At 74.5% G+C, this 25,443-nt stretch carries 25 protein-coding genes; 10 read left to right on the forward strand and 15 right to left on the reverse strand.

Features of this window, described 5'->3' with window-relative positions; genetic code table 11:
- Positions 1 to 194 precede the first annotated feature (194 nt).
- Positions 195 to 1,943, forward strand: coding sequence for an FAD-dependent oxidoreductase (locus ACSURM_RS32870; protein WP_436959460.1), 1,749 nt, complete (start codon positions 195 to 197; stop codon positions 1,941 to 1,943).
- Positions 1,944 to 2,130: 187 nt separating this feature from the next.
- Here the strand turns inward: ACSURM_RS32870 and ACSURM_RS32875 are convergent, their stop codons facing one another.
- The 6 genes from ACSURM_RS32875 to ACSURM_RS32900 form a co-directional block, all read right to left on the reverse strand.
- Positions 2,131 to 2,874: a GntR family transcriptional regulator gene (locus tag ACSURM_RS32875; RefSeq protein ID WP_436959461.1), complete on the reverse strand. Its 744-nt coding sequence runs from the start codon at positions 2,872 to 2,874 to the stop codon at positions 2,131 to 2,133.
- A gap of 155 nt (positions 2,875 to 3,029) precedes the next feature.
- Positions 3,030 to 4,211: a serine hydrolase domain-containing protein gene (locus ACSURM_RS32880; protein ID WP_436959463.1), complete on the reverse strand. Its 1,182-nt coding sequence runs from the start codon at positions 4,209 to 4,211 to the stop codon at positions 3,030 to 3,032.
- Positions 4,212 to 4,332: 121 nt separating this feature from the next.
- The gene (locus ACSURM_RS32885; protein WP_436959465.1) at positions 4,333 to 5,301 is read right to left on the reverse strand and encodes an acetylxylan esterase; all 969 of its coding nucleotides are present in this window, start codon (positions 5,299 to 5,301) and stop codon (positions 4,333 to 4,335) included.
- Between the two features lie 204 nt (positions 5,302 to 5,505).
- Positions 5,506 to 6,087, reverse strand: a complete 582-nt coding sequence (locus ACSURM_RS32890; RefSeq protein ID WP_436959467.1) for an Rv1733c family protein — start codon at positions 6,085 to 6,087, stop codon at positions 5,506 to 5,508.
- Positions 6,088 to 6,591: 504 nt separating this feature from the next.
- Positions 6,592 to 7,347 carry a ferredoxin reductase gene (locus tag ACSURM_RS32895; protein WP_436959469.1) on the reverse strand — a complete coding sequence of 252 codons (756 nt, stop codon included), beginning with the start codon at positions 7,345 to 7,347 and terminating at the stop codon, positions 6,592 to 6,594.
- Positions 7,340 to 7,945: a sulfite oxidase-like oxidoreductase gene (locus ACSURM_RS32900; protein ID WP_436959470.1), complete on the reverse strand. Its 606-nt coding sequence runs from the start codon at positions 7,943 to 7,945 to the stop codon at positions 7,340 to 7,342. The genes ACSURM_RS32895 and ACSURM_RS32900 overlap by 8 nt, the downstream gene beginning before the upstream one ends.
- A gap of 226 nt (positions 7,946 to 8,171) precedes the next feature.
- On the opposite strand from ACSURM_RS32900, the gene ACSURM_RS32905 reads away from it, so the two are divergent.
- Positions 8,172 to 8,936, forward strand: coding sequence for a GNAT family N-acetyltransferase (locus ACSURM_RS32905; protein ID WP_436959471.1), 765 nt, complete (start codon positions 8,172 to 8,174; stop codon positions 8,934 to 8,936).
- Positions 8,937 to 9,030: 94 nt separating this feature from the next.
- Here the strand turns inward: ACSURM_RS32905 and ACSURM_RS32910 are convergent, their stop codons facing one another.
- Positions 9,031 to 9,471: a MarR family winged helix-turn-helix transcriptional regulator gene (locus tag ACSURM_RS32910; RefSeq protein WP_289969139.1), complete on the reverse strand. Its 441-nt coding sequence runs from the start codon at positions 9,469 to 9,471 to the stop codon at positions 9,031 to 9,033.
- 85 nt (positions 9,472 to 9,556) lie between these two features.
- Here ACSURM_RS32910 and ACSURM_RS32915 point away from each other — a divergent pair, with 85 nt between their 5' ends.
- Both ACSURM_RS32915 and ACSURM_RS32920 read left to right on the forward strand, forming a co-directional pair.
- Positions 9,557 to 10,681, forward strand: a complete 1,125-nt coding sequence (locus tag ACSURM_RS32915) for a hypothetical protein (protein ID WP_436959473.1) — start codon at positions 9,557 to 9,559, stop codon at positions 10,679 to 10,681.
- Between the two features lie 204 nt (positions 10,682 to 10,885).
- On the forward strand, positions 10,886 to 11,683 hold the full coding sequence (locus ACSURM_RS32920) for a putative protein N(5)-glutamine methyltransferase (protein WP_436959475.1): 798 nt from the start codon (positions 10,886 to 10,888) through the stop codon (positions 11,681 to 11,683).
- A 17-nt stretch (positions 11,684 to 11,700) separates the two neighbouring features.
- Here the strand turns inward: ACSURM_RS32920 and ACSURM_RS32925 are convergent, their stop codons facing one another.
- On the reverse strand, positions 11,701 to 13,779 hold the full coding sequence (locus ACSURM_RS32925) for a SpoIIE family protein phosphatase (RefSeq protein WP_436959477.1): 2,079 nt from the start codon (positions 13,777 to 13,779) through the stop codon (positions 11,701 to 11,703).
- Between the two features lie 317 nt (positions 13,780 to 14,096).
- Between ACSURM_RS32925 and ACSURM_RS32930 the strand changes: the two genes are divergently transcribed.
- On the forward strand, positions 14,097 to 14,978 hold the full coding sequence (locus ACSURM_RS32930) for a hypothetical protein (protein WP_436959479.1): 882 nt from the start codon (positions 14,097 to 14,099) through the stop codon (positions 14,976 to 14,978).
- A gap of 94 nt (positions 14,979 to 15,072) precedes the next feature.
- A complete protein-coding gene (locus ACSURM_RS32935; RefSeq protein WP_436959481.1) occupies positions 15,073 to 15,444 on the forward strand; it encodes a hypothetical protein in 372 nt (123 codons plus the stop codon).
- Between the two features lies 1 nt (position 15,445).
- Here the strand turns inward: ACSURM_RS32935 and ACSURM_RS32940 are convergent, their stop codons facing one another.
- Positions 15,446 to 15,862 (reverse strand): tautomerase family protein, encoded by a 417-nt coding sequence (locus ACSURM_RS32940; RefSeq protein ID WP_436959482.1) that lies wholly within the window; start codon positions 15,860 to 15,862, stop codon positions 15,446 to 15,448.
- Between the two features lie 146 nt (positions 15,863 to 16,008).
- Between ACSURM_RS32940 and ACSURM_RS32945 the strand changes: the two genes are divergently transcribed.
- A complete protein-coding gene (locus tag ACSURM_RS32945) occupies positions 16,009 to 18,024 on the forward strand; it encodes an FAD-dependent oxidoreductase (protein WP_436959484.1) in 2,016 nt (671 codons plus the stop codon).
- Positions 18,025 to 18,056: 32 nt separating this feature from the next.
- Positions 18,057 to 18,602 (forward strand): PadR family transcriptional regulator, encoded by a 546-nt coding sequence (locus tag ACSURM_RS32950; protein WP_436959486.1) that lies wholly within the window; start codon positions 18,057 to 18,059, stop codon positions 18,600 to 18,602.
- Positions 18,603 to 18,609: 7 nt separating this feature from the next.
- On the opposite strand, the gene ACSURM_RS32955 is transcribed toward ACSURM_RS32950, so the two are convergent.
- Positions 18,610 to 19,242: a hypothetical protein gene (locus ACSURM_RS32955; protein ID WP_436959487.1), complete on the reverse strand. Its 633-nt coding sequence runs from the start codon at positions 19,240 to 19,242 to the stop codon at positions 18,610 to 18,612.
- A 163-nt stretch (positions 19,243 to 19,405) separates the two neighbouring features.
- The gene (locus tag ACSURM_RS32960) at positions 19,406 to 20,377 is read right to left on the reverse strand and encodes a fibronectin type III domain-containing protein (RefSeq protein WP_436959489.1); all 972 of its coding nucleotides are present in this window, start codon (positions 20,375 to 20,377) and stop codon (positions 19,406 to 19,408) included.
- Positions 20,378 to 20,835: 458 nt separating this feature from the next.
- Here ACSURM_RS32960 and ACSURM_RS32965 point away from each other — a divergent pair, with 458 nt between their 5' ends.
- Positions 20,836 to 21,705 carry a glycoside hydrolase family 75 protein gene (locus ACSURM_RS32965; protein ID WP_436959491.1) on the forward strand — a complete coding sequence of 290 codons (870 nt, stop codon included), beginning with the start codon at positions 20,836 to 20,838 and terminating at the stop codon, positions 21,703 to 21,705.
- A 237-nt stretch (positions 21,706 to 21,942) separates the two neighbouring features.
- On the opposite strand, the gene ACSURM_RS32970 is transcribed toward ACSURM_RS32965, so the two are convergent.
- The 3 genes from ACSURM_RS32970 to dhaK form a co-directional block, all read right to left on the reverse strand.
- Positions 21,943 to 22,353, reverse strand: coding sequence for a PTS-dependent dihydroxyacetone kinase phosphotransferase subunit DhaM (locus ACSURM_RS32970; RefSeq protein ID WP_436959493.1), 411 nt, complete (start codon positions 22,351 to 22,353; stop codon positions 21,943 to 21,945).
- Positions 22,346 to 22,954: a dihydroxyacetone kinase subunit DhaL gene (gene dhaL, locus ACSURM_RS32975; protein ID WP_436959495.1), complete on the reverse strand. Its 609-nt coding sequence runs from the start codon at positions 22,952 to 22,954 to the stop codon at positions 22,346 to 22,348. The genes ACSURM_RS32970 and dhaL overlap by 8 nt, the downstream gene beginning before the upstream one ends.
- 67 nt (positions 22,955 to 23,021) lie before the next feature.
- Complete coding sequence (gene dhaK / locus ACSURM_RS32980; RefSeq protein WP_436959497.1) at positions 23,022 to 24,014, reverse strand: dihydroxyacetone kinase subunit DhaK; 993 nt, start codon at positions 24,012 to 24,014, stop codon at positions 23,022 to 23,024.
- 395 nt (positions 24,015 to 24,409) lie between these two features.
- Between dhaK and ACSURM_RS32985 the strand changes: the two genes are divergently transcribed.
- Complete coding sequence (locus ACSURM_RS32985) at positions 24,410 to 24,754, forward strand: DUF3040 domain-containing protein (protein WP_436959499.1); 345 nt, start codon at positions 24,410 to 24,412, stop codon at positions 24,752 to 24,754.
- Positions 24,755 to 24,857: 103 nt separating this feature from the next.
- Here ACSURM_RS32985 and ACSURM_RS32990 read toward each other — a convergent pair whose 3' ends face one another.
- On the reverse strand, positions 24,858 to 25,421 hold the full coding sequence (locus ACSURM_RS32990; protein ID WP_436959501.1) for a hemerythrin domain-containing protein: 564 nt from the start codon (positions 25,419 to 25,421) through the stop codon (positions 24,858 to 24,860).
- Positions 25,422 to 25,443 lie beyond the last annotated feature (22 nt).

The raw sequence follows: 25,443 nt of genomic DNA on the forward strand, positions 1-25,443 counted from the left end.
TCCTCGGGTTCGACGGGACGGCCGCGCCGCGCGTCGCGACGGGTGCCCGGAGCCCCGGCGATCCGGGGCGGAGCCTTCCTAACAGGGCCCGGCGGGCCACGGGCCGGGAATTCCGCTCAGCGGGACGAGGACTGCTCCCGGCGACACCCGGTCCGTACCGTCACGCCATGACGGCGAGTGGAGAGGCGGCTGACATGACGGAAGCGTTGCACGGCACACGGGGCGAGCGGGGCGAGCGCGGGGCCCTCCCGAGCGCCGCCGACGGCGGGACGGCCGGGACCACGGCCGAGTACGACGTGGTGGTGGCCGGATCGGGCGCCGCCGGTCTCGCCGCCGCCCTCACCGCACGGCTGCGTGGCCTGAGCGTCCTGGTGCTGGAGAAGACCGGCCACTACGGCGGCACCACCGCGCTCTCCGGCGGGGCCATCTGGGTGCCCGGCAACTTCCACCTCACCGCCGCCGGCCTCGGTGACAGCCGGGCGCACGCCCGCGCCTACCTCGACGCGACCGTGGGCGACCGCGTTCCGGCGGAGCGCAAGGAGGCGTACCTGGAGCACGGGCCGCGCATGGTGCGGGAGTTCCACCACCGCACCGACGTCCGCTTCGTCCACATCGACGGATACAGCGACTATTACCCGGAGCGCCCCGGCGGCTTCGCCCGCGGCCGGTCGATCGAGCCCGAGGTCTTCGACCTGCGCCGGCTGCCGCCCGCCGAGCGCCGCCGGATGCGCCGCGCCCATCTGCCCACCCACGGCGTCACCATCACCTCCTACGACTTCCGCCACCTGAACATGGCGGCCCGCACCTGGGCCGGCCGGCGAGTCGCGGCCAAGGTGGGCCTGCGCGCCGTACGGGACCTGGCCCTCGGCCGAAAGCCGGTCGCCCTGGGAGAGGCACTGGTGGCCCGGCTCCGCCTCTCCCTGGCCAGGCTCGGCGGCCGGCTCTGGCTCGACGCGCCGCTGGAGGAACTGCTGTACGACGAGGGCGCCGGCCGCGTCACGGGGGTGCGGACGTACCGCGCGGGCCGCCCGGTGGAGGTGCGTGCGCGACGGGGCGTGGTCCTCGCCTCCGGCGGCTTCTCCAGGAACCAGGCGCTGCGGGACCGCTACCTGCCCGCCCCCACCTCGGCAAACTGGACCGCCTCCCCGGAGGGGCAGGACGGTGACGCGCTGCGCGAGGGACTGCGGCTCGGTGCGGCCGTCGACCTGATGGACAAGGTGTGGGGAGCGCCTTCCGTCGTCCCGCCCGGTGCCGGTGCCCCCTTCTTCCTGGTCGCCGAGCGCGCCATCCCCGGCATGATCATCGTGGACGGCCGGGGCGACCGCTTCGTCAACGAGGCGGCCCCCTACCACGAGTTCGTGGACACGATGTACGCCCACCGCGAGGCCACGGGCGCGGAGACGGCTCCGTCCTGGCTCGTCATCGACGCCCGCTCCCGCGCCCGTTACCTCTTCATGGGCCTGCTCCCCGGGCAGCCCTTCCCGCGCCCGATGCTCGCGAGCGGCTTCGTGAAGAAGGCGGACACCGTGCGGGAGCTGGCCGTTCTCACCGGTGTCGACCCCGACCGTCTCGCCCGTACCGTCGAGCGCTTCAACTCCCGCGCCCACGAGGGCAAGGACCCCGACTTCGGCCGGGGCGAGAGCGCGTACGACAACTACTACGGCGACCCCACCCTCCCCAACCCGAACCTGGCGGCCCTGGACAAGCCGCCCTACTACGCGGTCCCCGTCCTCCCCGGCGACCTCGGCACCAAGGGCGGACTCCGGACGGACGCCCACGCCCGTGTGCTGCGCGAGGACGGCACCGCCATCGCGGGCCTGTACGCCGCGGGCAACGCCGCCGCGTCCGTGATGGGCGAGACCTACCCGGGCCCGGGCGCCACCATCGGTCCCGCGATGACCTTCGCCTACATCGCCGTCAACGACCTCGCCGCAGGGCGGTGAGCCACGCGGAGCGACCGGCTCTCGTCAGGTACTCCGGCACTCCGACTCCGCGTCGATCTCGGCGAGTTGACGCGTGCCGCGTGCACGGTCGAGTCGCGCGTGCCGCCCGGTCCCGGCCGGCGAGCCGGCGGCGGCCCGCGCGGCCGGCCGGCGGCGGGCCGGGGCGACGGCGCGCCGGAGGCGGCGGTCACACCGCGGCGGGCAGGGTGAACTCGTAGACCAGCGCGTCCTGTTCGGCGTGCACCACCAGGTCGGTAATCTCCAGCGGGCGCGCGTACTGGTCGTGCACGCGCCGGGTCACCCGGACCGAGGCGGCCTGCGAGACCTGGCTGATGCAATCCCGGTGGTGCAGGCACAGCCCGGCCTTGCGCATCCAGTCGTAGGCCCGCCCCAACTGCGCGGGCGTGGCGCCGTCGGCCCGGTCCCGGTAGCGCGCCAGCTCCGCCACCTCGGCCAGCGCCACCGCCGAGAACGACGTCACCGCCGTCCGCAGCGTCCGGCCGTCCGGTGTCACCGACCGGTAGTGGTGCACCAGCGTCGGCCGGTGCGGGGCCAGACCCAGTTCCCGCGCGTGCTCCGGCGGCGGCACCTCCCACACCACCGTGGCCTGGTCCACCGCGCACGGGTCCGCCGGCCGGGCGCCCACCGGGAAGGCGAGCGAGTCGGGCGACTCCACCGGCCGGCCGGGCAGCACGGCGTGGCTGCCCCGCCGGTCGGTGGCGACCGCACCGCTGCGGCGCAGCACCTCCAGCGCCTGGCGGACGGTCTCCCGGCTGACCCCGAAGTGCGCCGCCAAGTGCCGTTCGCCCGGCAGCCGTTCGCCCGGCGGAATCGTGCCGTCGCGCAGCTCGTCGAGTAACAGCGCCGCTATGCGTCCGTACAGGGGACGGCCGTCGACGGGCGGGGGATCGTTCGGGGTGGTGCGGGCCATGCCGCGCCCTCCTGTCGGTGACAAGACGTAGTCGTCCGGGTTCGTTGCGCGACCACAATTAGCATTGGTCTAAACCACGAGGGAAGGGCGGCCGGGGGTTTCGACCGAAATCCACCCGCCCGCCACGGCGGTCGCGGACCCCCGGTGACGCCCGCTCACAGGGCGCTGTAAAGGGCGTCGACCAGCGCCGTCTTCCGTGGATCATCGGCGAGGCGGTGCCCCATGCGGTTCATCACGTAGCCCAGCGACACCCCGGCCTCCGGGTCGGCGAGCCCGCAGGAGCCGCCGAAGCCGTCATGGCCGAAAGCCCGCGGGTTCGGCCCGTACAGTCCCTGGGGGCCGCTCAGCCACAGACCGAGGCCGATCTCGGTCTCCCCCTCGAAGACCGCGCCGAGCACCAGGTCGCGGCCGGGTCCCTCGCTCTCCCGCACCCGCTCCGCGGCCCGTGCCGACAGGAACCGCCGGCCGCCGAACGCGCCGCGCCCGGCGAGGACGCCGTACAGCGCCGCCACCGCCCGCGCGGTGCCGTGCCCGTTGGCCGCGGGTATCTCCGCCGCCCGCCAGCCAGCGCTGTTCGCCTGCGCGGGCCCGGTGGCCGGATTGGCCAGCGCGGCCCGCGCGACCGGCGTCAACGCGCTGAAGGCCGCTGCCTGTTCGGCGGCCGGCCGGGCCGGCGCGAGCACCAGTTCGGCCGCCCGGCCGGCCTCCCGCGCCGGCAGGCCCACCGTGAAGCCGGCCCCGAGCGGCCCGGCCAGCTCCCGCTCCAGGAAGGCCCCCGGCATCAGCCCCGAGACCCGCCGTATCAGCTCCCCGACCAGGAAGCCGTAGGTCAGCGCGTGGTACCCGGACCGGGTCCCCGGCTCCCACCAGGGCGCCGTGGCGGCGAGCCGGCCAGTGGTCGCCTCCCAGTCGTACAACTGCTCCAGGGTGTGCGGTTCGCGCAGACCGGGCAGTCCGGCGCGGTGCGACAGCAGATGCCGTACGAGCACCTTCTCCTTGCCCTCGGCGGCGAACCCGGGCCAGTACGCGGCCACCGGCGCGTCCAGGTCGAGCAGCCCCCGGTCGGCCAGCAGATGGGCGCACAGGGCCACGACCCCTTTGGTGGTCGACCACACGTTGACCACGGTGTCCCGCTCCCAGGGCCGGGTCCGCGCCGGGTCCGCCCAGCCGCCCCAGAGGTCCACCACCGTCCGTCCGGCGACGGTGACGGCCACCGCGGCGCCCAGCTCCCCGCGCGTGCGGAAGTTCTCCTCGAAGGCATCCCGTACGGCGGTGAACCGCGGGTCGCAGTGCCCGTGTATGTGCGGGGTGGTGCGCGGTGTCTCCTGCGTGGACATGCGGCCTCCGTCGTCGCCGGGAACCCGGGTCCGCGCCGGCCGCGGCCCGGGTGGCTCCGAACGTACCGACTGCCCGGTCTGCGGGGAAGGGGAGTCCCGGCCGCCCTGCCGCCGGGAGTGCTCAGGCGTACGAGCGCAGCCAGCGCACCTTGGCCGCCTCGTGGAACGGGCCGCCGCCCTCGTGGTCGTTGAAGTCGTACACCTCGACGGTCTTGTCCTCGTGACCCCAGGCGTTGAACGCCGCGAACACCGTCGACGGCGGGCACGTCTGGTCCTCCAGGGCCGCCGAGAACAGGGCGGGCGCCCGGCCCCGGGCCGCGAAGTGCACCCCGTCGAAGTAGGACAGCGTGCGCAGCGCATCCGCCGAGCGCCCGCGGTGCGTCTTGAGGAACAGGCCGATCTCTCGGTACGGGTGACGGTCCGTCAGGGTCACCGCGCGCGGGAAGTCGCACAGGAACGGCACGTCCGGGGCGACCGCGACCAGGTCCGGCACCAGGCCGCCGACGGCGATCGACAGGCCGCCGCCCTGGCTGGCGCCGAGCACCACGGTCCGCGTCGCGTCGGTCAGCGGGTGCGAGCGGGCCGCCTCCACCGCGCGCACGCCGTCGGTGATCACCCGGCGGTAGTAGTAGTTCTCGGGCGCGTCGATGCCCCGGGTCATGTAGCCGGGGTAGGCCGGTGCGGCGCCCACCGGGTCCGCGGTGCCGCCCCCGCCGCCCCAGGCGCTGCCCTGCCCGCGGGTGTCCATCAGGAAGTGCGCCCGGCCCGTCGACGCCCAGAGCAGGCTCTCGTGCGGCAGGCCGCGCCCGCCGCCGTAGCCGAGGAACTCCACCACCAGCGGCAGCGGTTCGGTGGCCCCGGCGGGCAGCCGCAGCCAGCCCTTGACGGGGTGGCCGCCGAACCCGGCGAACGTCACGTCGTAGACCTCGACCGTGGTCAGGCCGGTCTCCACCGGCTCGAACCGCGCGTCCAGCTCGTGCTCGCGGGCCTGCTGGAGGGTCTTGTCCCAGAAGGCGTCGAAGTCCTCCGGCTCGGTGGACTCGCTGCGGTACGCGCGGAGTTCGTCCAGGGGGAGATCGAACAGGGCCATCGACAACCGCCTTTGCGGAGGAGGGGTATGCGGTCTCACGGTACGTCGATGATCGGATCCTTGGCCAGGGAACGATCGGCGTGATGGCCTTTTCCCACCGCTCCGCCGATGAGGCAACGACGCAGGTCCAGGGTTGAGTAAGCGCTTGTTCCCGGGGGTCGCGAGCGGACGCGGCGGCCTCCCGGAGGTCGGATCACCCGCCGGTCACATGCGCGGCTGGGTCCACCGCGGACCCGTCCGCTCCCACTCCCGCTCCCACTCGGCGAGCCGGTGGCGCAGGGCGATCCGGCGCTCGATCAACCGGCCGAGGTACACCGCCACCGCCGTCCCGCCCGCGGCGCACAGCCCGATGGTCACGGCGTGCTGCCACACCGCCACCTCGCCCGGCGGCGGCGCCACGCTGCGGCCCCGGGAGTCGAACCACACCGAGACCGGCTCCCCGGCGCGGGCCCCGGCGGGCACCTGCGCCCATTCCGTACGGACGCCCTTGCCCGGTTCGGTCCAGCGGATCTGGGCGCGGTGGACCCGGCGGTCGCCCTGGGGCGCGGCGGGCCGCTCGGCCGGATCGTCCACCACGACGGCGCGCACCTCGTGGCGCTCGGCCCGCTGGACCGCGGCGAGTGCCCGGGCCCGGTCGTGGGCGTGCAGGCCGGCGAACACCCCGACCAGGGGGGCGGCCACACACAGCAGGACGGTGACCACCAGCACCGTCCACGCCTCCACCACGTCCGCCCGGCGCCGCAGCGGATTGCGCCGCCAGCGCCAGCCACGCACCCGGGTACGCATGTCCACCTCCTCGCCACCGCAGGAGCCGCCGAGCCGACGGGGCCGGGCTGCCCGGCCCACCGCCCGCGCCGCTCACGCGCACGAACGTCCACACCCGTCTCGTACCCCGTTCGGCGCACCTCGCGCACGCCGTGAACCGCGACTTCCGGCCCATGTGAAGCGCGTCGGACACCACGCGCCCCACGATCGCGCGCCGAGCGCCGCCGCGCGACCCGGGCGCCGGGTACCGCGGTGCGGGCCGGGCCCCCGGGGCACCGGGGCCGCAGGCCCTGGTAGGCCGCCGCACCGCCGTGCGGCCCGGGCGCCGGGGAGACTGCGCGCGGTCGAGGAGACGCGCGCTCCCCTCGGACGCGCTTGCTGGCGGAGGGCCCCGCCGCTCACCGGCGATCGGCGTGCCCGGCGGACGCGCCGCCCGGCGGACGGTACGGACGCCCAGCCGGGTGCGCTCCGGGGCTCAGCCGGGTACGCTCCCGCCCGCCCGCTCCCGGGCTCCGGCGGCCGTCGTCAGCCGAAGCGCTCGATGCGGATGCGCTCCACCGGCTGGCCCGCGGCGACCAGCAGCCGGGAAGCGTGCTCGGCGAAGGCGTTGGAGCCGCACACATAGGCTTCCCACCCACCTGCGGGCCGCTCGGCGAGGAGCGGCGCCACATGTGCGGCCGCCATACGCCCCACCGGCACCCCGGACGGAGCGCTGCGGGTGAACACGGGCGTCGTCTCCGCGCCCAGCTCGGCCGCGTAGATCAGCTCTTCGGGGCTGCGCGCCGACACCAGCATCCGCAGCGGGACGGCGAGGCCGCGCGCCCGGTGGTGCCGGACCATCGACATCAGCGGTACGACCCCGGAGCCGGCCCCGAGCAGCAGCGCGGGCCGGTCGCCCGGCCAGGCGAAGAAGCCGCTGAGCGGGCCGCGCACCTCGACGGTGTCCCCGGGCCGGGCCACGGTGTGGAACCAGCCGGAGACCTCGCCGTCCGGCACCCGGTCCAGGGTCAGCTCGATGTGCCCGGACGCGTCCGGCGCCGACGCGATGGAGTAGTGGCGCTGCGCCACGTAGCCGTCCGGGGCGGTCAGCCGCAGCATCAGGTGCTGACCCGGCAGATGTCCCGCCCACCCCGGCACCGCCAGGCGGAACGTGGCCGCGCGCGGTGTCTCGCGGCGGATCTCCGTCAGCGTGGCGGTCTGCCAGCGCGACGCCGCCTGGCCGCTCACGGCGATCCGCCCGGGCACCGCGAACCGTGTCGCGGGAGTCGTCGTCTCAGTCACCGGAGTACCGCTGTTCCTCCCACGGGTTGCCCCGCGCGTGGTAGCCGTTGCGCTCCCAGAAACCCGGCTCATCGTGGTCGAGGAGCGTGATGCCCGCGATCCACTTGGCGCTCTTCCAGAAGTACAGGTGCGGTACCACGAGCCGCGCCGGGCCGCCGTGCTCGGGCGGCAGCGGTGCGCCGTCGTACTCCCAGACGATCCAGGCCCGCCCGCCGGTGAGGTCGGCGAGCGGCAGGTTGGTGGTGTAGCCGGTGTGCGAGTAGGCGAGGGCATGTGTGGCGGACCCATGTGGCCGGGCCACATTGAGGAAGGCGTCCAGCGAGACGCCGCCGAACCGCACGCCGAACTTCGACCAGCCGGTCACACAGTGGATGTCGCCCTCGTACGCCGACGCCGGCAGCGCGTGCGCGGCGTCCCAGTCCCAGGTGTGCGGGCGTTCGACCAGGCCGTCCACGCGGAAGGTCCAGTCGGCGGGGGAGAGGTCCGGGGTGACCTCGGCGGACAGGACGGGCCAGTCCTCGCGCGCGTCGTACTGCCCGGGCGGCAGCCCCGGACGGTGGGCGCGCGGGCGGCCCGTGAAGCCTCGCGTGACGTTCATGGTTCAACCGTACGCTGTCGTTCCGGATGCTCCGTCCCTGGCCGGGGCCCCCATCGTTGCGGCTGTATGAACTCTGCCGGGGCCCGGGAATACCGCCTCCGCGCACTTCCTTGCCGATCGGTGCCGGCCCTGGTGGGCCGGTGACACCTCAGAGACCGGTCGAGAGAAGCGAGGAAACGAGCATGCCCCAGGCCCATGTGTCCGACGCCGTGATCGAGGGGGTCGCATGAGCGTCGTGAGCAGCCCGGACGCCGGGCCCGGCCGGACCGCCGCCGACGTCCCGCATGTCCTCGACAACCCGGCCCTCGCCTCCCTGACCGGCCCGCACGCCCATTTCGCCGAGCGGCGCGGCCGGGTACTGCGCTACCCCGTCGACGTCTCGCCGTGGCTCGCGCTGCCGGACGACCCGGACGAACGGGACTGGGCGGACCTGGCCGCGCTGGCCGGCCCCGGCGCCGAGGTCCCGCTGCCCGGCTTCCGCGGCCGGCTCCCGGCGGGATGGGAGGTCACCTTCCGGCTGGAGGGCGTACAGCTGGTGGACGACGGGCTGGCCGCCGCGCCGGACGCCGAGGCGGTGCGGCTGGGGCCGGCGGACGTGCCCGAGATGCTGGACCTGGTGGCGCGCACCCGGCCCGGCCCGTTCCTGCCGCGCACCGTGGAACTCGGCACCTACCTCGGCATCCGCCGGGAGGGAGCGCTGGTCGCCATGGCGGGGGAGCGGCTGCACCCGCCGGGCTGGACGGAGATCAGCGCGGTCTGCACCGATCCCGCCTTCCGCGGCCAGGGCCTGGCCACCCGGCTGATCCTCGCGGTGGCGCACGGCGTCCGGGAGCGCGGCGAGACGCCGTTCCTGCACACCAGCGCCGGGAACACCGAAGCCATCCGGCTGTACGAGTCCCTCGGCTTCCGGCTGCGCCGCCGCACGGTGTTCCTGGAGGCACGGGCACCCCAGGACCAGCCGGACGACCGCGCGGCGGTACCGGTTCCCTAGTACCAGTACCGGGACGGCGCTCGCGGTGACCAGTGACCGGTGGTCGGGCCGGAGCCGATGAGGAACCCGGCGCGGACAGCCAGGCACACCCCCCTCACTCCCCGTCCGCGCCCGTCGCCCCCGCGTTGTACCGCTCCAGGTACGCCGCGAACCGCACCAGGTCCTCCTCCGGCCACTCGGCGAGCCGTTCCCTGAAGGCGGCCCGGCGGCTGCGGGTGACCTGGGCCAGGATCTCCCGGCCCGCCTCCGTCAGGTGCAGCACCTGGACCCGGTGGTCCTCCGGGTCCAGCCGGCGCTCGATCAGCGCGGCCCGCTCCAGCGCCGCCACCTGCCGGCTCACCGTGGACTTGTCCAGGGCGTAGTGGGCCGCGAGGTCGGTCGCCCGGCAGCCGTCGCGTTCCTCCAGGTGTCCGAGCAGGGTGTACGACACCAGGGACAGCTCGGGGTGCATACGGCCCGCCGAGGCGCGGGCCCGGCGGGCGAAGATGGTCATCTCGCGCTGGATCGTCTCGACGGCCGACTCCGCTGCGCTCACGGGAAGTACCTCCTCCGGGGTTTCTAGTTGTATAGTACAACTTGAAGTGAAAGTTGCATAAGCCAACCTTTGGAGGTCGCGCGCGATGAGGTCACCGGCACTGCGCCATGTGCTCACGCACCTGATCACCCCGCTGCTGATGTGCGTAGGCATGGGGCTCGCCTACATGGGGGCGTTCGTCACCCCCGAGCCGCACCACCTGCCGGTCGCCGTCGTCGGCACCACCCCCGAGGCCAAGGTCTTCGCGCAGACGGTCAAGGACACCGCCGGGGAGAAGCTCGACGTGCGCACGGTGGCCACCCGCGCCGACGCCGTCGGCCTGCTCGAGTCCCGCGACGTCACCGGCGCCTACGTGCCCAGCGCCAAGGCGCCCGAGCTGCTGGTGGCGAGCGCCGCCTCCGACATGGGCGCCATGGCCGTCGAAAAGGTCTTCACCCCGCTCGCCGCCGGACAGGGTGTGCCGCTGAAGGTCACCGACGTGGCCCGGCCGGTCGCCGACGACCCCACCGGGCAGGGCCTGTTCTTCCTGATGATCGCCGTCAGCATCGGCTCCTACGCCTCGGTCGCCGCCCTCGGCGCCGCCGGTGCCGCCCTGCCGATGCGCGTCCGCGCGCTGCTCGCCGTCGGGGTCTCCGCGGTGGTCAGCTGCGTCGGAGCCGTGCTCGCCGGGCCGGTGTTCCACCTCGCCCACCACGACCTCGCGGGCGTGTGGGGCATGGCCTGGCTGTACTCGGCGGGCATCCTGCTGATCGGCGTCGGCCTGCACACCTTCCTGAAGCGGTGGACCACGCTGACCATGATGGTGCTGTTCGTGATGCTGAACTTCACCAGCTCCGGCGGGTTGTTCCGGCCCGAGCTGCAGAACGGATTCTTCGGCACCCTGCACGCCTTCTGGAACGGCGCCGGCTTCGTCGAGGGCGTCCGCAGCCTGCTGTACTTCGGCAACGACGGCCTCGGCCGCACGGTGTGGACCCTGGTGGTCTGGCTGCTGGCCGGCGTCCTGGTGACCGCGGTGGCCGCCCTGTACGAGGGCCGCACCCGCCGGGAGGCCGCCCACGCCGCGGCCGGCGCCGAGGCCGCTGCCGCGTCCGCCGGGACCGAGTCCGGGCGGACGGGCCCGCGGCACGCCAAGGACGAGGCCGCGCGGGAAGCCGAGCGGGAGGCGGAGCGGGAGGCCGAGGAAGAGGTCGAGGAGTCGGTCGGCGTCTGAACTCGCCGGGGCGGAGGGCCCGTCGGGCCGTGGGGTATGGTGGCCGTCCGGCCGCGGAGACCCGCGGCCCCGAGGGCGAGGAGGTGAGACCCATTACCGCTGTGTCGGCTGGGGTGCTCTCTCCTCGTGACGGCGCGGTACACCGGCAGCGGTGACCGCGGGAGCGCCCTGAAGTCTCGCGCTCCCGGAAGGCTTTCCGCTCCCATGTCCGTACCCGCTCCCATGGCCCCCTCCGCCGTCGTCCGCGCGCTGCGCGCCGCCGGATGCGTCTTCGCCGAGGACGAGGCCGAGTTGATCCTCGCCACCGCCCGCACCCCCGAGGAGGCGGCCGGCATGGTGGACCGGCGCGCCGCCGGGCTTCCCCTCGAACAGGTCCTCGGCTGGGCCGAGTTCCACGGACTGCGCATCGCCGTGGAACCCGGGGTGTTCGTCCCCCGCCGCCGCACCGAGTTCCTGGCCGGCCAGGCGCTGGCCGCCGCACCGGACGCGACCGTCGTCGTGGACCTGTGCTGCGGTTCCGGCGCGCTCGGCGCGGCCCTCGCCCACGCCCTGCCCGGGGCCGAGGTGCACGCCGCCGACATCGACCCGGCCGCCGTACGCTGCGCCCGCCGCAACCTCGCCCCCTTCGGCGGCCGGGCCCACCAAGGGGATCTCTACGACGCCCTGCCGCCCGGCCTGCGCGGCCGGGTGGCCCTGCTGACGGCCAACGTGCCCTACGTCCCCACCGCCGAGGTGGCCCTGCTCCCGGCGGAGGCCCGCGACCACGAACCGCTGATCGCGCTGGACGGCGGGGCGGACGGACTCGATGTGCTGCGCCGGGTCGCCGCCGGGGCGTCCGAGTGGCTCGCCCCCGGCGGCAGCCTGCTCACCGAGACCAGCGAACGCCAGGCACCCGCCGCCGTACGCGCCTTCACCGACGCCGGCCTGACGACCCGTCTGGCGGTCGACGAGAACCTGTACGCGTACGTGGTCATCGGCGTGCGCCCCGCACCGGCGCGGTGACCGGCCCCGCCCGCCCGCTACTCCAGCTCCTGCGCCCGCGCGATCAGCAACGCCACGTCGTCGTGGTTGTCCGGGTGGCGCAGCGTGCGCAGGAGGTGGTCGCAGGTCTCCTCCAGCGGGCGGGCGGGGTCGTCCAGCAGCGACAGCAGCAGGGCCAGCCGCTCGTCCAGCGAGTCGGAGCGGGTCTCCACCAGCCCGTCGGTGTAGAACACCAGCTCGTCACCGGGCTCGAAGTCGACCGTGACGGTGGAGAAGCCGACCCCGCCCACCCCGAGCGGCACCCCGGTGGGCAGGTCGAGCAGCTCCGGCGGGCCGCCGGGCCGTACCCGGGCCGGCGGCAGATGGCCGGCGTTGGCGATCCGGCACTGGCGCAGACGCGGGTCGTGGACGGCGTACACACAGGTGGCGATGGAGTGGTCCAGGGCGGAGGTCGTCTTGTCCAGGTGCTCCAGCAGCCGGGCCGGGTCGAGGTCGAGCCCGGCGAGGGTGGCCGTCGCGGTGCGCAGCCGGCCCATCGTGGCGGCGGCGGCGACCCCGCTGCCCATCACATCGCCCACGACGAGCGCGGTCTTGCCGCCCTCCAGCGGGATCACGTCGAACCAGTCGCCGCCCACCTCGCTGGTGGCCCCGGCCGGCTGGTAGCGGGAGGCCACCTCCAGGGCGGTGGTGACCGGCGGATGGCTGGGCAGCAGGCTGCGCTGGAGGGTGAGCGCGGTGTTGCGGGCGTTCTGGTACCAGCGCGCGTTGTCGATCTGCACGGCCGCGCGGGCCGCCAGCTCCCGCGCCAGCAGCACGTCGTCCTCGTCGAAGGGGGCCGGGTTGCGGGTGCGTTTGAGGTCCAGCGCGCCCAGCACCTCGCCGCGCGCGATCAGCGGCACCGCGAGGTACGAGTGCAGGCCCGCCCGGCCGAGCAGCACGGCCGCCTCCGCGGAGCGGGCGATCAGCGGCAGGTCCTCGTCCTTCACCCGCGGCACCAGCACCGCCTCGCCGGTGCGCACGCACTCGGTGACCAGCCGGTCCGGCCCGTACAGGGCGATCTGGCCGGGCGGGTCGGCGGCCCGGACCGCGTCGCTGCCCTCCGCCGGACGCACGGCCAGCGCCCGGATCACCGCGGACTCCGAGGGCCCGAGCGCGCTGGGCCGGCCCTCGACCACCGCGTCCAGCAGGTCCACCGCCGCCACGTCCGCCAGCTCCGGCACCGCGACCTCGGCCAGCTCGCAGGCGGTGCGCTCCAGCTCCAGCGTGGTGCCGATCCGGGCCGAGGCGTCCGCGATCACCGCCAGCCGGCGGCGCGCGGTCTCCGCCTCCACCGAGGCCCGGTGCTGCTCGGTGATGTCGACCAGCGAGACGGCCACCCCGAGCACATGGCCCAGGGTGTCCTCCAGCCGGTACAGCGAGTGCGACCAGGTGTGGTCCTCGTCCGGGTCGGCCGGGGTGCGGCCGACCAGCGTGTCGTCGATCAGCGGCACACCCGTCCGCAGCACCCGGCGGGCCGCGGCCTCCAGGTCGCCCACGTTCAGCAGCGGCACCACCTCCCGCAGCGTCCGGCCCACGTGCTCGGCGGCCGGCACCCCGTTGATGCGCTCCAGGGCGGGGTTGACGGAGACGAACCGCAGCTCGGTGTCCAGGACGCCGTAGCCGATCGGCGACTGCTTCACCATCCGCTCGGACAGCGCCACGTCCTGTTCCAGCCGCCGTACGGTCGACTGGTCGGCGGCCAGCCCGAGCGCGTAGACGTCCCCGCGGTCGTCCAGCAGCCGCATGTTCCGGAACTCCACCAGGCGGGTGCTGCCGTCCTTGTGCCGCACCGGGAAGCCGCCCGCCCAGCTCTGCCCGGTGCGCATCACGTCGGCGAACAGCCTGCCCACCAGCCGGCTGTGCTCCTCGTGCACCATGAGCCGGGCGGCGTGCTGGCCGAGGGCCTCCTCGGCGGTGTACCCGAACAGTTCCTCCGCCTGCGGACTCCACAGCACGATCCGGCCGTCCGTGTCCAGCACCACCGACGCCACGCCCAGGACGTCCAGCAGGCCGCCCGGGGGAACCGGACCGCGCGCGGGCTCGCCGCTCTCCGTCGCCGGAGCCTCGGCCGCACTCATGCCACGCACCGCCTTCGCCCGTCCGCACGGCACGCCGTGCCTCGTGCCGACCGACCTCGTTCTACCGCGCTCACACCCGACTCTCCGCCGCCGACGCCGTTCTCCCTCCACCATCCCTCAACACGGCGGCGGACGTCCGCCGAAGCCGTGCGCCGGTGGTGCGCGGGGGCTCGAAACTCCCGCCTGGACCGTACCGCGCGGTCCCACGGAGCCGTGAGAGTTCACGCTCATGTTGCGTGATTGGTCTGTACATGACTATGACGCCACGCCAGACTGTCCGCCGTCCGAGTGCCCGCCGCCCGTCCGAGGAGCCGGCCATGCCCGCGTCCGCCCGGCAACGCTGTCACACAGTCCTCGCCGGACTCGTCACCCTCGTCACCGCCGCCGTCGTGTCCCTCGCCGCGCCCGTGCCCGCCATGGCCGCCGGCACCTGGACCGAGACCGGCTCCGACCGCGCCGACCCGCTGACCGAGAGCCAGGGGCTGGCCTCGGTGGAGGTCCCGGCGAACAGCCCAAACCGGTACACCGGCGTCGGCACTATCCCGCTCGGCCTGGCCGGCCGCGGCTGGAACCACGTCGGCGACCCCGACGCCTCCTACGACGGCTTCTACATCGAGCCCTACCAGCGCGACTCCGGCAACTCGAAGATGTTCCGGGTGCGGGCGCCCGGCGGCGCGTGGTCGGAGTACGTCCACACGCTCGGCCCGGGCGAGGCGCTGAACAACTCCTGGGCCGCCGTCTCGCCCGACGGCCGGTGGATGCTGTCCGGCGAGTGGGGCACCATGACCCGGCTGCTGGTCTTCCCGACCCCGGGCGTCAACCCCGCCACCTCGCCCTCGGCGGACCTCCCGCAGGTCTCCACCGTCCGCCTGGACCACGCCGTCCGCGACGTCCAGGGCTGCGACTTCACCGGCCCCACCACCCTGCTGTGCTCCTCCGACGACCCCGAGGGCAGCCTCTTCGGCCTGACCAAGCCGCTGCTCCAGGTCGACCTCTCCGCGCCGCCGGACGGTACCGCCGACGTCACCGGGCACGTCACGGCGGTGCGCCAGTTGCCGCTGCGCAGCTCCTGCCAGGGCTCCTTCGAGGCGGAGGGCATCGACTACGACCGCCGCGACGGCGTCCTGCGCGTGATCGTCGTCTCGCCCGGCTTCTGCGTGCTGACGGACAGCAAGACGTACAAGTTCACCCGCGGCTGAGGTGTGCGCGACGGCGCGTGGTGTTTTCCTGGGGGTGGACGCGGTTCGGCGGGGTACCCCGTTCCACCGCAGCGCGGCCACGAAAGGAGCGATCATGGCAGACACGGAGCGGTCGCATCCGGAAACCGTCACGGTGGAGATCAGCGGTTCGAAGGAGGACGCCCGCCTGGTATTCGAGGCGCTCAGGTCCTGCTTCGCCTCCGACCGGGGCGCGGACGAGGAGCCACAGCAGCTCCACGAGACCCGGCCGATGGTCTGGCTCGGCACCTACGACGTCGCCGAGGCCCGGGGTTCCGGCTGCCCGCCGGTCCGTCTCGGGCAGCCGGTCCAGGCGGACGTCCAGGGCGGCTACTGGGCCGTCGACCGGTTCCGCACCACCCTGGACTCGATGTTCACCGTGCGGGAGACCTGTACGGCCTCCGGCGACCAGGAGCGGGATCTGCACCTGCGCCTGGAGAGCCGCTGAGTCACCGAGGCGACGCCCCGGCCGGTCCCCGACCGGCCGGGGCGTACTGCGCCAGCCCGTACCCGAAGGACCAGTCGGCGTCGCCGTTCTCGGTCAGGGTGACCAGCACGTCGCGCGGCTCGGTACCGGTCCGCTCGTGCACCAGCTCGGCGATCCGCCGGTACACCGCCCGCTTGCGGCCGGCGTCGCGTCCGGCCCGCAGGGTGATCGCGACGAACACGGCCGAGTCGTCGCGCGGGACGCCCGGGTAGTCGCCGTAGCGCAGGATGCTGCCGGTGCCGTCGTGGCCGCTCAGTACCTGGAAGAGGTCCCCGGGCGGTATCCCCAGCGTCTCCACGAGGGCGTCCTGGACGGCCCGGCCGAGCGCGTCGAGGCGGGCGGGGTCGGTGCCGAGCGTGTCTATGCGGACGAAGGGCATGACGGGGCGTCCTTTCGGGCGGCGGATCGGTCACGTCTGAATGTACATACTAGTAGTTACAGTGGCGACCGTTTGTGCAACTAGTTGCACAAAGCCTCGGGCTTCCTCTACAACAAGAGGCGACGACACCGCGTACGGAGGGCCCGATGAGCCGTTACCCGCACCTGACGACCCCGCTCGACCTGGGCTTCACCACGCTGCCCAACCGCGTGCTGATGGGCTCCATGCACGTCGGCCTGGAGGAGGCCGAGCGCGGCTTCGAGCGGATGGCGGCGTTCTACGCGGCCCGCGCGCGCGGCGGCGTCGGCCTCATCGTCACCGGCGGCATCGCCCCCAACGAGGAGGGGCGGCCGTACGAGGGCGGGGCCAAGCTCACCACCGACGCGGAGGCCGAGCGGCACCGGGTGGTCACCGAGGCCGTGCACCGCGAGGGCGGCCGGATCGCGATGCAGATCCTGCACTTCGGCCGGTACGCCTACCACCGCGACCTCGTCGCGCCGAGCCCCCTCCAGGCGCCGATCAGCCCCTTCGTGCCCCGCGAGCTGACCGACGCCGACATCGAGCGCACCATCGACGACTACGCCCGCGCCGCCCGCCTCGCCCGGCAGGCCGGCTACGACGGCGTCGAGATCATGGGCTCCGAGGGCTACCTGATCAACGAGTTCATCGCCGCGCCGACCAACCGGCGCACCGACCGCTGGGGCGGCTCGTACGAGAACCGGACGCGCTTCCCCGTCGAGATCGTCAAGCGGGTCCGCGAGGCCGTCGGCGAAGACTTCATCGTCATCTACCGCCTGTCCATGCTGGACCTGGTCCCGGGCGGCTCGTCGCTGGCGGAGGTGATCGCCCTCGGCAAGGCGGTGGAGGCCGCCGGGGCGACGATCATCAACACCGGCATCGGCTGGCACGAGGCCCGCATCCCCACCATCGCCACCTCCGTGCCGCGCGGCGCCTACACCTGGGTCACCAAGAAGCTCATGGGCGAGGTGTCCGTCCCGCTGGTCACCACCAACCGCATCAATACCCCGGAACTCGCCGAGGAGTTGCTCGCCGACGGCTGCGCGGACATGGTGTCCCTGGCCCGCCCGATGCTCGCCGACCCCGACTTCGTCGCGAAGGCCGCCGCCGGCACCCCCGAGGCCATCAACACCTGCATCGGCTGCAACCAGGCCTGCCTCGACCACACCTTCAGCGGCAAGATCACCTCCTGCCTGGTCAATCCGCGCGCCTGCCACGAGACCGAGCTGGTGCTCGCGCCGACCCGGCTGAAGAAGCGCGTCGCCGTGGTCGGCGCCGGTCCGGCCGGCCTCGCCTGCGCGGTCTCCGCCGCCGAACGCGGCCACGCCGTCACCCTGTTCGACGCGGCGGGCGAGATCGGCGGACAGCTCAACGTCGCCCGCAAGGTGCCCGGCAAGCAGGAGTTCGACGAGACGCTGCGCTACTTCCGCCACCAGCTCGACGCGCACGGCGTCGACGTCCGCCTGGACACCTGGGTGGCGGCCGCCGACCTGGACGGCTTCGACGAGGTCGTGGTCGCCACCGGCGTCACCCCGCGCACCCCGGACATCCCCGGCGTCGACCACCCCCGCGTCCTCGGCTACCTCGACGTGCTCCGCGACGGCGCCCCCGTCGGCGACCGCGTCGCCGTCCTCGGTGCCGGCGGCATCGGCTTCGACGTCGCCGAGTACCTCACCGACGGCGGAGACAAGGCGAGCGAGGACCCGCGGACCTACTTCCGGCACTGGGGCGTCGACCCGGACTACCGGGCGCCCGGCGGCCTCACCGCCCCCGAGCGGCCCGCCCCGCCGCGCCAGGTGCACCTGCTCCAGCGCAAGACCAGCAAGGTCGGCGCCGGCCTCGGCAAGACCACCGGCTGGATCCACCGCACCGAGCTGAAGCACCGGGGCGTGACCATGGTGCCGGGCGTGCGCTACGACCGGATCGACGACGCCGGCCTGCACATCACCGTCGGCGAGGAGAGCATGGTCCTGGAGGTCGACACGGTCGTGCTGTGCACCGGTCAGGAGCCGCGCCGCGACCTGTACGAGGCGCTGGTCGCCGCCGGCCGCAGCGTCCATCTCATCGGCGGCGCCGACGTGGCCGCCGAGCTGGACGCCAAGCGGGCGATCAAGCAGGGCACGGAGCTGGCGGCGACCCTGTAGGGGCCGGGGACCTCCCTCCCTAGGATGAGCCCATGTCACTCCCGCACGCGATCCTCACCGCCCTGCTGGAAAAGCCGTCGTCGGGACTGGAACTGACCCGCCGGTTCGACAAGTCGATCGGCTACTTCTGGTCCGCGACGCACCAGCAGATCTATCGCGAGCTCGGGAGACTGGAGGCCGAGGGGCTCATCCGCGCGCTGCCGGCCGAGCAGCCGGCCCGCGGGCAGAAGAAGAGCTACGAGGTGCTGCCCGCGGGCCGGGCCGAACTGGCCCGCTGGACCGCCGCCGCGCAGGACCCGAAGCCGCAGCGGGACGTGCTGCTGCTGCGGCTGCGCGCGGCGGCCGTGGTGGGCACCGCGGGCCTGGAGGCCGACCTGCGCCGCCACCTGGAGCTGCACCGGCGGCAGCTCGCCGAGTACCAGGAGATCGAGCGGCGCGACTTCCCGCCCGGCCGGGACGCCCCGCAGGACCGGCTGCGCCACCTGGTGCTGCGGGCCGGGATCGACCTGGAGACCTTCTGGACCCAGTGGCTCACCCACGCCCTGGCGGAGTTCGCCGACCTGCCGGACACCGACTGAAGGGGCCTCAGAGCCGGTACGGCCGGGAGCGGCGGCGCAGGACCCAGCCGGTGGCGACGACCCCGGTGCCGACCAGGGCCGCGCCGACGCCGAGGGTCAGCGTGCCGTAGTCGCGGGCGGCGCCGCCGAGGCCGCCCATCACGCCCCGGGACGGGGCCGGGCCGGTGGTCGCGGAGACCGCCGGCCGGGTCGCGACGGGTGCCGGCTGGGTAGCGACGGGCGTCGGCCTGGCCGGGACGGTCGTCGGCAGGGTCGGGACGGGGGCCGGCCGGGTGGGGACGGCCGCCCCGGAGACGATCACCGACTGGCTGCCCGCGGTGGTGCCGCTGGAGCAGAGCACGACCACGGTGTAGGTCCCCGGGCTCACCCCGGTCCAGGCCGCGGACTGGCTGACCGACGTGCCGGCCAGGGCCACCTGCCGGCCCTGGGAGAAGTTGGCCTGCCGGCTGGTGAGCAGGGCCGCGGTGCCCCAGCTGCCGTTGACCTGGGTGCACGCGCCGGTGACCACCGACACCGTGGATCCGATGGTGCTGACCGAGATGCCCGAGACCGCGGCGGTCGGCCCGGCGAGCGCGGCCGGGAGCGCGGCGGCGGCCGCCAGGGTCAGGCCGGAGCGGAGCAGGAGTCGCGAGTTGTCCATGGACGGGCCCTCCGGCGGCACGGTCGGCGGTACGTCCCATGCGCCGCCGGGGGTCGGGAAGCGCCCGTGCTGCCTCAACCGCAGCCAACGCCCCGCCGGGCACGGCCGCACCCGGAGCGGCCCGATCAGGTGACGGAACCCCGCGCGGGGCCCTGAGGTGCCCTCAGCCGCCCGTGGTCACCGTCCGCTCCGCCGACCAGCCGCCCCAGGTGCCGTCGGGCAGCCGGGCCCGCAGCCGTACCCGGTGTTCCTCCCCGGCGGCGGTGCCCGCGTAGAAGCTGTGGTGCGCCCGGCCGCGCGGGGGAGTGCCGCCCCAGACCAGCGAGGTGGCCGCGGCGCCGTCCAGCCCGATCTGGTACTCGGTGATCACCCCGTCCACACGCGGCGGGTCCCAGGCGAGGTCGATGTGGTAGGCGCCGTCGGCGCGGTGGGTGGCGGCGGTGAACCCGGTGGGCGCGGTCGCCCGGCCGTCGTCGGCGCCCGGTGTGGTCAGGCGGACCGGCGGCCCGGCGGGGGAGACGTTGTCGGCCGCGTCCCGGGCGCGGACGGTGAAGACATAACGCGTGCCGGGGCGCAGGCCCGTGACGACGGTGGCGGTCTGGTTCCCGCCGACACTGTGGATCTTCACACCGCCCTGGTGGACCTCGTACGACGACACGCCCCGGTCGTCCCGGGACGCGCCCCAGGACAGCTGGACGGCTCGGCTGCCCACGGCCCGTCCGGTGGCCGCCCCCGGCCGGGCCGGAGCCGAGCGGTCCGCCGCCGTCACGGCCGACGTCCGCGCCCGCACCGTCCGGCTCGGCGGACCCAGCCGGCCCGCGGTGTCCCGGGCCCGCACGGTGAAGGCGTACAGGGTGGACGGCCTGAGCCTGGTGACGTCCACCATGTGCTGGGCACCCGGTACTTCGGCCACTTTTGTGGTGTCCCGGTATACCTCGTAGGTGCGGACCCCGGCGTCGGCAGGGGCCGCGTTCCACATCACGTGCACGCTGGTGGCGCTGCCCGCCGAGGCCGTGATCCCGACGGGGGCGCCGGGCACCCGGCCGTCGCCGTCGTCCGCCCGGTTCCAGCCGCAGGAGGCGACCAGCAGCACGGCCCCGCAGACCAGCACGGGCGGAAAGGGAACGCGTCGCACGGCACTGCCCTCCCCGGACGTCCTCGGCATCACGTAAAGGTCCGGACCAATAGTGGCCCGGCCGGTGGGAGCGCAGCAAGGGGGCCGCGTTGGTGACCATCCCCCGCGGTTACGTATGCTGAGGTTCCCTACGGCTGAACTGCCCCCGAGAGCCAGGGAGTTCATGCCTGTGGCGCGGACACGCTGTCGTCGCCGATCCCGCGCCGGCGCGGGTGGCCGGGGATCCGGGACGGTACCCGCTCCGGACCCCCGGCCCCTGTTGTCCCCTTCTCCGCCCCGGCCGGCGCAGCCGGACCGTTCGCCTGACAGGGTGTCAGCTGCGTGCTCCATCCGGCCTCTTCGCGGCGCACCCCGTGGCCGTGGACCCGAGGTCACAGCACAGTGGGGTCGGCGTCCGGGGCCGCGCGACACCACGGGCCGGACGTCCTCCTATGTCCCCGACGAGAGGGTCCCCCATCGTGCGTGTCCCGTCCCTGACGCTGGCCGCGGCCGGCGCCGCCCTGATCGCTCCGGCACTGCCCGCACCGGCCACCGCGGTCCCGCCCGCCGAACGGGTCGCGGCCCGTGAGGGGAGCGCGGCCCATGACGGGGGCGCGACGCACGGCGGCGGTGCGGCCGGTGCCGCCCGGGGCGAGGGCGCGGCCCGTCGCGGGGACGCGGCTCCCAGCCGCGGCGCGGGCCGTCCCGAGGGCCCGGGCCGCGCCGGAAAGGCGGCTCCCGACGAGCGGACGCGCCGTGCCGGGGACGCGGTCACCGCCGCCCGGCTGCTCGCCCGGGCCGGCCGGTGCACCCGGATCTCCCGGGGCCGGTACCGCACCGACGCGGGCCGCCCCGCGACCGTTCCCGTCTGCGGCACCCGGGACGCCGTCTTCTGGAAGGCCGACCTGGACATCGACTGCGACGGCCGCCCCACCGCCCGCTGCAACCGCCGCACCGACCCGGTGTTCGCCCCCGCCACCGCGGTCCTGGGGTCCGACGGCCGCCGGCTGAACGCCGAGACCCTGCCCTACATCGTCGTCCCGGCGCCCAGCCGCCGCTGGGACCACCGGGCCTCCGGGGTGCGCGGGGGCTCGGTCGCCGCCGTCGTCTACGGGGACCGGGTCCGGTACGCCGTCGTCGGCGACACCGGCCCGCGCGACCTCATCGGCGAGGCCTCCTACGCCACCGCGCGCGCCCTCGGCATCCGGCCCGACCCGCGCTCCGGCGGGGTGTCCTCCGGCGTCACCTACATCGTCTTCCGCGACTCCCGGATCACCGCGGTGGAGAACCGCGAGGCGGCGGTGGCCGAGGGGGAGCGACTGGCCCGGCGCTTCCTCGCCCGGCACTGACCCCCGCGCACGGAAGCGCCCGGTTGCGACGGCCGTCACTCGGGACGGCTCCCGCTGTCCGGCGGCCGTCACTCGGGCCGGTCCGCGTCTTCTGGACCGTGACCGGTGCCGGAACCCGTCAGTTGCGCGGGTCCCGCCTTCCGGCGACCGTCGCTCCCGCCGGGGCCGCCTTCCAAGAGTGCTCGGTCTCGCCGGGCCCGGTGGGAGTGGCCGGGCCGGCGCTCCTGCCGGTCGTTCTCATGTCTTCCGGTAGCCGTACGCCTCCGCCGCCGCGGCCTCCACCGCGTCCAGGTCGGCGCCCGCGGCGGCGGTGACCACCGCGGCCACCGCGCCCTCGACGAACGGCGCGTCCACCAGGCGGGTGCCCTCCGGGAGTTCGTCTCCCTCGGCGAGCAGCGCCTTCACCGTCAGTACCGCGCTGCCCAGGTCGGTGAGCACCGCCACGCCGGCCCCCCGGTCCACCGAGGCCGCCGCCGCGGAGATCAGCTCGGCGCTGGTGCCGAGCCCGCCGCCCTCGGTGCCGCCCGCCGGGGCCACCGGTATCCCGGCCGCCCCGCCCGCCAGGCCCTTCGCCAGCTCGGCGACGGACTCGGCCACCTGGGCGCTGTGCGACACCAGCACGATCCCGACCGGCCTGTCCTCACTCACCGTCCGCCTCCGCCGTCTCGGCCAGCGCCGCGATCAGCAGCGCCGACGAGGTCGCCCCCGGATCCTGGTGACCGACGCTGCGCTCGCCCAGGTAACTCGCCCGGCCCTTGCGGGCCCGCAACGGTACGGTGGCCGCCGCGCCCTCCTCCGCGGCGGCCCGCGCGGCGGCGAAGCCCGTGCCGAGCGCGTCCACGGCCGGCACCAGGGCGTCGATCATGGTCTTGTCGCCGGGTGCCGCCCCGCCGAGCGCCATCACCCCTTCCACGCCCGCGCGCAGCGCCGCCGCCAGCTCCTCCTCGCCGACCTCGGCGGCGTCGCCCAGCGCCTTGCCCGCCCGGCGCAGCAGGGTGCCGTACAGCGGCCCGGACGCACCCCCGACCGTCGAGATCAACTGCCGTCCGGCGAGTATCAGGACACCGCCCGGGGTGTCCGGTGTCTCCTTCTCCAGGACCGCCGCCACGGCCGTGAACCCGCGTCGCAGATTGCTGCCGTGGTCGGCGTCCCCGATGGCCGAGTCGAGGGCGGTGAGCCGCTCGGCCTCCCGGTCGACGGACGCGGCCGCCGTCGTCATCCAACGGCGGAAGAAATCGGCGTCGAGCACTGGATCTCCTTGCGTGACAGGGCCGTCGACCACGCGGCCGGGATGGTGGGGCGGGCACATCGCGGGCTCACATGCCCCAGCGCAGGGCCGGGGTCTTCACCGGTGCGTCCCACAGCCGCAGCAGCTCCTCGTCCACCTGACACAGCGTCACCGAGACGCCCGCCATGTCCAGCGAGGTGACGTAGTTGCCGACGAGGGTGCGGGCCACGGCGACACCGCGTTCCCGCAACACCCGCTGCACCTCGGCGTTGAAGCCGTACAGCTCCAGCAGCGGGGTCGCGCCCATGCCGTTGACCAGTACCAGGACGGGAGCGCGCGGCGGCAGGTCCTCCAGGATGACGTCGACCGCGAAGTCGGCGATCTCCCCCGAGGTCATCATCGGCCGCCGCTCCCGGCCCGGCTCGCCGTGAATGCCGATGCCCAACTCCAGCTCGCCGTCCGGTAGATCGAACGTGGGGCTGCCCTTCGCCGGGGTCGTACAGGCGCTGAGGGCCACGCCGAAACTGCGGGAGTTGTCGTTGACCCGGCGGCCGATGGACTCCACGCGCTCCAGCGGCTGCCCCTCGGCCGCGGCGGCACCCGCGATCTTCTCCACGAACAGCGTCGCGCCCGTACCCCGCCGGCCGGCCGTGTAGAGGCTGTCGGTGACCGCGACGTCGTCGTCGACGAGCACCTTGGCGACCTGGATGCCCTCGTCCTCGGCCAGTTCGGCCGCCATGTCGAAGTTCAGCACGTCACCGGTGTAGTTCTTCACGACGAACAGCACGCCCGCGCCGCTGTCCACGGCCGCCGCGGCGCGCGCCATCTGGTCAGGCACTGGCGACGTAAAAATTGGGCCGGGACACGCGGCGGAGAGCATGCCCGGGCCGACGAAACCGCCGTGCAGCGGCTCGTGCCCGGAGCCGCCGCCCGACACGAGCGCGACCTGACCGGGCACGGGGGCGTCCCGGCGGACGATCACCCGCTTCTCCACGTCCACGGTCAGTTCGGGATGCGCGGCCGCCAGACCGCGCAACGCGTCCGCCACGACCGTCTCCGGTACGTTGATCAGCATCCTCATAGGTGTCTCCTCGCGAACCTGGCCCTCGACTGCCGTGACGGGGCGTCAGGTGCCGACGGTCACCCGGTGGAGACAGCCGTTCGTCCCGCCTATGGGCAGTATCTGCCCTGCGGCAGCCGAGGTCACGTGCGACCGCCCGGCTTTACGGTCCGTAGCGGACTGTCGACCAAGGGGAACAGCACTCTACCCGGCCAACCGCACCGCACAGGGCCCGCTCCGGCACCAACTGCCCCGCCGGACCGCGTCCGTTGACCACGGGGGAGGGGCAGCGAGGAGATCGTCACCGGTCGTACGGCTCTCCTCCCCTCGGGTACCGCATCGGCCGCCGCGTCCGGGGAACCCGGTGGCACGGAGCCCGCAGGCCGCAGGCCGCCGACCGAGGAGGTGCCGTCGCCGTGGACGAGTGGAAGATGTGGGAGCACGACGGGGTGAGACTGTCCGCGCGTGAGCGGCTGACGCTGGCGCGGATCGAGGCGGGCCTCAGGCAGGACCGGCGGTTCGCGCGCCGGATGGGCGACGTACGGTACGGCGTCTGGCTGCCGGTGGCGGTGCTGCTGCTGGCGGTCGCGTCGGCGTTCGTCGCCGTCATGGGCATCCGCACCTCGGACCCCGCGCTGCTGTGGTGCTTCGCGCTGCTGTGGCCGGTCACCCTCATCCAGGCGTTCCGGCTGCTGTGCCGGGCCACCCGCCCCAGTCCCCGACGGCGCCACCGCCGCCCCCGGCCCACACCGTGGCTCTGAACCCACCCCACACCGTGGGTCTGAACCCACGCCGCCCATCCCCCCGTAACCCCTGTACACGCGCCGCCCGGGCCACGAGCCCGGGCGGCGCGTCAGGACACCGTCAGCTCTCCTTGCCCCGCCCCGACAGCGCGTCCCGCAGCCGGTCCACCAGGCCCGCGCCCGGTGCCAGCAGCTTGTCGGCCGGGGGAGTGTCCGGGGCCGACGGGTGCGGGCGGGTCGGCGCCATCCGCTTGGCCCGGCGGACCTTGTCGCCCAGCTCCATCAGCGCGTCCGGGGGACAGGCCGCCTCCAGCCGCGGGAACAGGTTCTGCTCCTCGTCGGTCACATGGGACCGGATCTCGCTCATCAGCCGCGTCATCAGCGTGTCGAACCGAGGGTCGTCCGCCTGGCAGCCCTCCAGGTCCTTCATGATCCGCTCGGCCTCGGCGTGGTCCTCGATCTCCTTGTCCGCCAGCGCGTCACCGCCCGCCACGTGCTCGCGGACCGCCGGGTAGAGGTAGGCCTCCTCGGCGACCGAGTGCCGGACCAGCTCGATCGTGGCCTGGTCGCAGAGGGTCTTGCGGTCCGGCGAGCCGGGCGGCAGCGCCTCGAAACGGCCGAAGATCTCCTCGACCTCGCGGTGGTCGGTGGTCAGCTCCTGGATGACGTTTCCGCCGTGACCCATGGTCGTTACCTCCTGCGTGGGA

It is taken from the genome of Streptomyces sp. SudanB182_2057 (assembly GCF_964272715.1).
Lineage (GTDB): Bacteria > Actinomycetota > Actinomycetes > Streptomycetales > Streptomycetaceae > Streptomyces > Streptomyces rubradiris.

Coding starts and splice junctions, on each gene's coding strand:
- ACSURM_RS32940 (WP_436959482.1), bottom strand. CDS start 15,862: ATGCCCTTCGTCCGCATAGACACGCTCGGCACCGACCCCGCCCGCCTC.
- dhaK (WP_436959497.1), bottom strand. CDS start 24,014: ATGAGGATGCTGATCAACGTACCGGAGACGGTCGTGGCGGACGCGTTG.
- ACSURM_RS32915 (WP_436959473.1), top strand. CDS start 9,557: ATGAGGTCACCGGCACTGCGCCATGTGCTCACGCACCTGATCACCCCG.
- ACSURM_RS32920 (WP_436959475.1), top strand. CDS start 10,886: ATGTCCGTACCCGCTCCCATGGCCCCCTCCGCCGTCGTCCGCGCGCTG.
- ACSURM_RS32870 (WP_436959460.1), top strand. CDS start 195: ATGACGGAAGCGTTGCACGGCACACGGGGCGAGCGGGGCGAGCGCGGG.
- ACSURM_RS32885 (WP_436959465.1), bottom strand. CDS start 5,301: ATGGCCCTGTTCGATCTCCCCCTGGACGAACTCCGCGCGTACCGCAGC.
- ACSURM_RS32900 (WP_436959470.1), bottom strand. CDS start 7,945: ATGAACGTCACGCGAGGCTTCACGGGCCGCCCGCGCGCCCACCGTCCG.
- ACSURM_RS32950 (WP_436959486.1), top strand. CDS start 18,057: ATGTCACTCCCGCACGCGATCCTCACCGCCCTGCTGGAAAAGCCGTCG.
- ACSURM_RS32930 (WP_436959479.1), top strand. CDS start 14,097: ATGCCCGCGTCCGCCCGGCAACGCTGTCACACAGTCCTCGCCGGACTC.
- ACSURM_RS32880 (WP_436959463.1), bottom strand. CDS start 4,211: ATGTCCACGCAGGAGACACCGCGCACCACCCCGCACATACACGGGCAC.
- ACSURM_RS32990 (WP_436959501.1), bottom strand. CDS start 25,421: ATGGGTCACGGCGGAAACGTCATCCAGGAGCTGACCACCGACCACCGC.
- ACSURM_RS32905 (WP_436959471.1), top strand. CDS start 8,172: ATGAGCGTCGTGAGCAGCCCGGACGCCGGGCCCGGCCGGACCGCCGCC.
- ACSURM_RS32875 (WP_436959461.1), bottom strand. CDS start 2,874: ATGGCCCGCACCACCCCGAACGATCCCCCGCCCGTCGACGGCCGTCCC.
- ACSURM_RS32945 (WP_436959484.1), top strand. CDS start 16,009: ATGAGCCGTTACCCGCACCTGACGACCCCGCTCGACCTGGGCTTCACC.
- ACSURM_RS32925 (WP_436959477.1), bottom strand. CDS start 13,779: ATGAGTGCGGCCGAGGCTCCGGCGACGGAGAGCGGCGAGCCCGCGCGC.
- ACSURM_RS32955 (WP_436959487.1), bottom strand. CDS start 19,242: ATGGACAACTCGCGACTCCTGCTCCGCTCCGGCCTGACCCTGGCGGCC.
- ACSURM_RS32935 (WP_436959481.1), top strand. CDS start 15,073: ATGGCAGACACGGAGCGGTCGCATCCGGAAACCGTCACGGTGGAGATC.
- ACSURM_RS32890 (WP_436959467.1), bottom strand. CDS start 6,087: ATGCGTACCCGGGTGCGTGGCTGGCGCTGGCGGCGCAATCCGCTGCGG.